Source organism: Kitasatospora sp. NPDC059577, assembly GCF_042735475.1.
GTDB lineage: Bacteria > Actinomycetota > Actinomycetes > Streptomycetales > Streptomycetaceae > Kitasatospora.
Window position 1 is genome coordinate 68,747 of sequence record NZ_JBHWBZ010000018.1, and the last position, 6,960, is coordinate 75,706.

At 69.9% G+C, this 6,960-nt stretch carries 5 protein-coding genes; all 5 read right to left on the minus strand.

Annotated elements, in window-relative coordinates; all coding sequences use genetic code 11:
* Positions 1 to 299 precede the first annotated feature (299 nt).
* Complete coding sequence (locus tag ACFV0O_RS16945) at positions 300 to 1,502, minus strand: acyl-CoA dehydrogenase family protein (protein ID WP_360255716.1); 1,203 nt, start codon at positions 1,500 to 1,502, stop codon at positions 300 to 302.
* A gap of 143 nt (positions 1,503 to 1,645) precedes the next feature.
* The gene (locus ACFV0O_RS16950) at positions 1,646 to 2,149 is read right to left on the minus strand and encodes a MaoC family dehydratase (protein WP_380342028.1); all 504 of its coding nucleotides are present in this window, start codon (positions 2,147 to 2,149) and stop codon (positions 1,646 to 1,648) included.
* Between the two features lie 11 nt (positions 2,150 to 2,160).
* Entirely contained in the window at positions 2,161 to 3,123 is a 963-nt protein-coding gene (locus ACFV0O_RS16955; RefSeq protein ID WP_360255712.1) for a CoA ester lyase, read from the minus strand.
* Positions 3,124 to 3,166: 43 nt separating this feature from the next.
* Positions 3,167 to 5,197: a protein meaA gene (locus ACFV0O_RS16960; RefSeq protein WP_380342031.1), complete on the minus strand. Its 2,031-nt coding sequence runs from the start codon at positions 5,195 to 5,197 to the stop codon at positions 3,167 to 3,169.
* Positions 5,198 to 5,207: 10 nt separating this feature from the next.
* A complete protein-coding gene (gene ccrA, locus ACFV0O_RS16965) occupies positions 5,208 to 6,545 on the minus strand; it encodes a crotonyl-CoA carboxylase/reductase (RefSeq protein WP_360255708.1) in 1,338 nt (445 codons plus the stop codon).
* Between the last annotated feature and the right edge of the window lie 415 nt (positions 6,546 to 6,960).

Below are 6,960 nucleotides of genomic sequence, written 5' to 3' on the forward strand. Positions count from 1 at the left end.
GGCCGCCCCCGGCGGGCCGCGGTGTCGTCGTTGGGGGTGCGCGGGCCCAACGCCCCCCCCCACCGCGAACAGCCCCCCCCACCCCCCCCCGGCCCCGCCCCCCGGCGCGCCCCCGGGGGCGAGACCCCACCCCGCGCCCCCCCGCCCCCCCGCTTCCGGAGGGCCGTGCCGGACCCAGGCGGACCAGGCCGGGCCCGTGACGGGGCACGGCGCTCCGCCGGGACGGGCCCGCACGCCCGTCGACCGGCGGTTCGAGGGGGCCTCCGGGCGGCGCGGTCCGCCGGCCGGAGGCCCGGGGATCACTCGGCGATCCGGTACTCCTCCAGGAGCCGGCGTCCGACGATCATCTTCTGGATCTCCGCAGTACCTTCACCGATGAGCAACATCGGGGCCTCGCGGTAGAGGCGCTCGATCTCGTACTCCTTGGAGAAGCCGTAGCCGCCGTGGATGCGGAAGGCGTCCTCGACGACCTCCTTGCAGTACTCGGAGGCGAGGTACTTGGCCATGCCGGCCTCGAGGTCGTTGCGCTCGCCGCCGTCCTTCTTGCGGGCGGCCATGACCATCATCTGGTGGGCGGCCTCGACCTTGGTGGCCATCTCGGCGAGCTTGAACTGGATGGCCTGGTGCTCGGCGATCTTCTTGCCGAAGGTGGAGCGCTGCTGGGCGTAGGAGATGCCCAGCTCGAAGGCGCGGCGGGCGACGCCGCAGCCGCGGGCGGCCACGTTGACCCGGCCGACCTCGACGCCGTCCATCATCTGGTAGAAGCCGCGGCCCGGGACGCCGCCGAGGATCCGGTCGGCCGGGATCCGGACGTCCTGCAGCACCAGCTCGGTGGTGTCGACGCCCTTGTAGCCCATCTTCTCGATCTTGCCGGGCACGGTCAGGCCGGGAACCTTGGGGTTCGGGCCGAAACCGGCCTCCTTCTCGATCAGGAAGGTGGTCATGTTCTTGTACGGGGAGCTGCCGCCCTCGTCGGTCTTGCAGAGGACCGCGACGAGGGTGGAGGTGCCGCCGTTGGTGAGCCACATCTTCTGGCCGTTGAGGACGTAGAAATCGCCGTCCTTGACGCCCTTGGTGGAGATGGCCGAAACGTCGGAGCCGAGGCCGGGCTCGGACATCGAGAAGGCGCCGCGGATCTCGCCGGCGGCCATCTTCGGCAGGAAGTAGTCCTTCTGCTCCTGGGTGCCGTGGGCGTTGATCATGTGCGCCACGATGAAGTGGGTGTTGACGATGCCGGAGACCGACATCCAGCCGCGGGCGATCTCCTCGACCACCAGGGCGTAGGTGAGCAGCGACTCGCCGAGCCCGCCGAACTCCTCGGGGATGGTGAGCCCGAAGAGGCCGAGCTGCTTCATGCCCTCGACGATGGCGGTCGGGTACTCGTCCTTGTGCTCCAGCTCGGTCGCGACCGGAATGATCTCCTTGTCGACGAAATCCCGCACGGTGGCGAGGATGTCCCGCTGGATCTCGGTGAGGCCGTCGGTCTGTGCGAGGCGTCCCATCGTGCGGCTCCGGAAAGGTCTAAGAGGGCGGGGGGGGGGATTGCGGGGGCCCTGCCGGCGTGGCAGCAGGGCCCCCGTTACCGGGTGGGGGTCGGCCGATGACGGCGGCCTGCCCCTCCGGGGTCTCCGGGTGGAGGGGTGGGTTACGCGAGCGGGGTCGGGCGGCCGGGCTGCTCGCCGCCGCGCGCCTCGGTGTACGTCGCGGTCGGCACCATCACCTTGCGGCGGAAGATGCAGACGACCGTGCCGTCCTGCTTGTACCCCTTGGTCTCGACGTAGACGATGCCGCGGTCGTCCTTGGACTTGGACGGCCACTTGTCGAGGACCGTGGTCTCGCCGTAGACGGTGTCGCCGTGGAAGGTCGGCGCGACGTGGCGCAGCGACTCGATCTCCAGGTTGGCGATCGCCTTGCCGGAGACGTCCGGGACGGACATGCCGAGCAGCAGCGAGTAGACGTAGTTGCCCACCACGACGTTCCTGCCGAAGTCCGTCGTCTTCTCCGCATAGTTGGTGTCCATGTGGAGCGGGTGGTGGTTCATGGTGAGCAGGCAGAAGAGGTGGTCGTCGTACTCGGTGACCGTCTTGCCGGGCCAGTGCTTGTAGACCGCGCCGACCTCGAACTCCTCGTAGGTGCGTCCGAACTGCATGGCTCAGGCCCTCAGCTTTCCGGGATCTCGAACTTGGTGGTGCGCTCCATGCCGGCGGCGCGGCCCTTGCCGGCGATGACCAGGGCCATCTTGCGGCTGGCCTCGTCGATCATCTCGTCGCCGAGCATCGCGGAGCCCTTGGCGCCGCCCGCCTCGGAGGTGCAGTAGTCGTACGCGTCGAGGATCAGCTCGGCGTGGTCGTAGTCCTCCTGCGCGGGCGAGTAGATCTCGTTCGCGGCGGCGACCTGGTCGGGGTGGAGCACCCACTTGCCGTCGAAGCCGAGGGCGGCGGAGCGGCCGGCGACCTCGCGGTAGCCCTCCTGGTTGCGGATCTGCAGGTACGGGCCGTCGATCGCCTGCAGGTCGTTGGCGCGGGCGGCCATCAGGATGCGCATCAGGATGTAGTGGTAGGCGTCGGCCGGGTAGCCGGCCGGCTGCTCGCCGACGACCAGCGACTTCATGTTGATGGAGGCCATGAAGTCGGCGGGGCCGAAGATGATGGTCTCCAGCCGGGGCGAGGCCTCGGCGATGGCGTCGACGTTGATCAGGCCCTTGGCGTTCTCGATCTGCGCCTCGATGCCGATCTTGCCGACCTCGAAGCCCATGGTCTTCTCGATCTGGGTGAGCAGCAGGTCGAGGGCCTTGACCTGCTCCGCGTCCTGGACCTTCGGCAGCATGATGCAGTCGAGGTTGGGGCCGGCGCCCTCGACCACGGTGATCACGTCGCGGTAGGTCCAGTGGGTGGTCCAGTCGTTGACCCGGACGACCTTGGTCTTGTTGCCCCAGTCGCCGTTGTTGAGGGCGTCGACGATGGTGTGGCGGGCGCTCTCCTTGACCAGCGGGGCGCAGGCGTCCTCCAGGTCGAGGAAGACCTGGTCGGCCGGCAGGCCCTGGGCCTTCTCCAGGAAGCGCGGGTTGCTGCCCGGTACGGCGAGGCAGGAGCGGCGCGGGCGCAGGCGGTTCGGGGTAGTCATGAGGGTGGTTCGGTTCCTTCCCAGTGGTCAGCTGGTCAGCTGGTCAGTTCGTGGCCGCGGTCGGTGCGGGCGACCACGGCTGGAGCTTGTTGGCCAGCCGGATCTCGTCCACGATCCGGCCGATGATGGTCGTGATGCCGAAGTCCTTCGGGGTGAACACGGCGGCGACGCCGGCGGCCTTGAGGGCCTCGCCGTCCGCTGCCGGGATGATGCCACCCACGATCACCGGGACATCCTGCACCCCGGCGCGGTCCAGGCGCTTGAGGACGTCCGGAACCAGCTCGCAGTGCGCGCCGGAGAGGATCGACAGGCCCACGCAGTGGACGTCCTCGGCGACGGCCGCGGAGACGATCTGCTCCGGGGTCAGCCGGATGCCCTGGTAGACCACCTCGAACCCGGCGTCGCGGGCCCGGACGGCGATCTGCTCGGCGCCGTTGGAGTGCCCGTCCAGGCCGGGCTTGCCGACCAGCAGGCGCAGCTTGCCGGCGCCCAGTTCCTCGGCGGTCGCGGCGACCGCGGCGCGGACCTGCTCCAGTTCCCCGCCCGGTTCGGCGGCGACCGCGACGGGTGCGCCGCCGACGCCGGTGGGGGCGCGGTACTCGCCGAAGACCTCGCGCAGGGCGAAGGACCACTCGCCGGTGGTGACACCGGCCCGGGCGCAGGCGAGCGTGGCCGGCATCAGGTTGGCCCCGGTGGCGGCGACGGTCTTGAGCTCGGCCAGCGCCTCCTGGGCGGCGGCCTCGTCGCGCTGTCCGCGCCAGTCCTCCAGGGCGGCGAGGACGGACCGCTCGGAGGCCGGGTCGACCACCATGATCGCGGTGTCGAGGTCGGCGGTGAGCGGGCTCGGCTCGGTGGTGTCGAAGCAGTTCACCCCGACGATCTTGTCCTCGCCGGACTCGATCCGGGCCCGGCGGGCGGCGTGCGAGGAGACCAGGTTGGACTTCAGGTAGCCGGACTCGACGGCCGGGATGACCCCGCCCATCTCCAGCACCTTGGCGATCTCGGCCTCCGCGCCCGCCAGCAGCGCGGCGGTCTTGGTCTCGATCACCTCGGAGCCGTTGAAGATGTCGCCGTACTCCAGCAGGTCCGACTCGTACGCCAGCACCTGCTGGATCCGCAGCGACCACTGCTGGTCCCACGGGCGGGGCAGGCCGAGCGCCTCGTTCCAGGCGGGCAGCTGGACGGCCCGCGCGCGGGCGTCCTTGGAGAGGGTGACGGCCAGCATCTCCAGGACGATCCGCTGGACGTTGTTCTCCGGCTGGGCCTCGGTCAGACCGAGGGAGTTGACCTGGACGCCGTAGCGGAAGCGGCGCTGCTTGGGGTCCGTCACGCCGTAGCGCTCCAGGGTGACCTTCTCCCAGAGCCGGGCGAAGGCGCGCATCTTACACATCTCCTCGACGAAGCGCACGCCGGCGTTCACGAAGAAGGAGATCCGGGCGACCACGTCGCCCATCCGCTCGGCGGGCACCTGCCCGGAGTCGCGGACCGCGTCGAGCACCGAGATGGCGGTGCACATCGCGTACGCGATCTCCTGGACGGGCGTGGCCCCGGCCTCCTGCAGGTGGTAGCTGCAGATGTTGATCGGGTTCCACTTGGGGATGTTGCCGACCGTGTAGGCGATCATGTCGGTGATCAGGCGTACCGACGGGCCGGGCGGGAAGACGTGCGTCCCGCGCGACAGGTACTCCTTGACGATGTCGTTCTGGGTGGTGCCGGTGAGCTTGGCGATGTCGGCGCCCTGCTCCTCGGCGACCACCTGGTAGAGCGCCAGCAGCCACATCGCGGTGGCGTTGATCGTCATGGAGGTGTTGGTCTGTTCGAGCGGGATGCCCTCGAACAGGGTGCGCATGTCGCCGACGTGTCCGACCGGGACGCCGACCCGGCCCACCTCGCCGCGGGCGAGGATGTGGTCGGAGTCGTAGCCGGTCTGGGTCGGCAGGTCGAAGGCGACCGACAGGCCGGTCTGGCCCTTCGCCAGGTTCCGCCGGTAGAGCGCGTTGGAGTCGCTCGCGGTGGAGTGGCCGGCGTAGGTGCGCATCAGCCAGGGCCGGTCGCGCTTCTGGGGCTCGGTCATCGGATCCGTCTCACACGTTCCGGAAGCGGTTGATGGCGGGCAGGTGCTTCTCGCGCAGCTCCCGGTCGCGCACGCCGAGGCCCTCCTCGGGGGCCAGGCAGAGCACGCCGACCTTGCCCTGGTGCTTGTTGTGGTGCACGTCGAGGGCGGCCTGGCCGGTCTCCTCCAGGGAGTAGACCTTGGACAGGGTCGGGTGGATCTTGCCCTTGGCGATCAGGCGGTTGGCCTCGAAGGCCTCGCGGTAGTTGGCGAAGTGCGAGCCGACGATGCGCTTGAGCGACATCCACAGGTAGCGGTTGTCGTACTGGTGCATGTAGCCGGAGGTGGAGGCGCAGGTGACGATGGTGCCGCCCTTGCGGGTGACGTACACCGAGGCGCCGAAGGTCTCGCGGCCCGGGTGCTCGAAGACGATGTCCACGTCCTCGCCGCCGGTGAACTCGCGGATCTTGGCGCCGAGGCGCTTCCACTCGCGCGGGTCCTGGTTGTTCTCGTCCTTCCAGAACCGGTAGCCCTCGGCGGAGCGGTCGATGATCGCCTCGGCGCCCATGGCGCGGCAGATGTCGGCCTTCTGGTCGTTGGAGACCACGCAGATCGGGGTGGCGCCGCCGGCCAGGGCGTACTGGGTGGCGTACGAGCCGAGGCCGCCGCTGGCGCCCCAGATCAGCACGTTGTCGCCCTGCTTCATGCCGGCGCCGTTGCGCGAGACGAGCTGGCGGTAGGCGGTGGAGTTGACCAGACCGGGGGAGGCGGCCTCCTCCCAGGTGAGGTGCTTCGGCTTGGGCAGCAGCTGGTTGGTCTTCACCAGCGCGATCTGGGCCAGGCCGCCGAAGTTGGTCTCGAAGCCCCAGATGCGCTGCTCCGGGTCCATCATCGTGTCGTTGTGGCCGTCCGGGGACTCCAGCTCGACCGAGAGGCAGTGCGCGACGACCTCGTCGCCGGGCTTCCAGGAGTTGACGCCGACGCCGGTGCGCAGCACCACGCCCGCGAGGTCCGAGCCCAGGACGTGGTACGGCAGGTCGTGGCGCTTGGTGAGCGGCGACAGCCGGCCGTAGCGCTCCAGGAAGCCGAAGGTGGAGACCGGCTCGAAGATCGAGCTCCACACGGTGTTGTAGTTCACCGAGCTGGCCATGACGGCCACCAGGGCCTCGCCGGGGCCCAGTTCGGGCAGGGCGACCTCGTCGAGGTGAAGGGACTTGCGGGGGTCCTTGTCGCGGCTGTCGAGGCCCGCGAACATCTGCTCCTCGTCCTTGTGGAGCGTCACCGCTCGGTAGGACTCGGGGAGCTTGATCGCCGCGAAGTCGGCCGACGTGCTGTCGGTGCTGAGGATCGCGTCGAGGATTTCCTGCATGGCTGCCTCCGAAGGCGTACCTGTGTGAGGGTCACAGGGCGTCTGGGGGAGCCGGGAGCGGACACCGGCTTCGCTGAGATGGGTGGTGGGTGGGTCAGGCTGGGCGCCCGGCGTGGACCGGGCCGTGCTGGCACTGCTCCCGGGGTGTGGGAACACCGGACGGCGGCGCGCCGAGGTGGGGAGCCGCGGCGCCGCGACTGGTGAGTAACAAGGTAGTGGCACCCTGTGCCACTCGTAAAGACACCGGGTGTCAGGAATTCCGAGGGTCCGAAACGGGCCGAAACGGCGCGTGACGCGCGTTGCGCAGGCAAGCGAAAGGCCCCCGCCGCCCCATCAGCGCGGGGCGGCGCTACACCGCGGAGCAGCGGAGAATGCCGGGAGATTTGGTGGGGGGGCAAGGGCGCGCGGCCCCCAA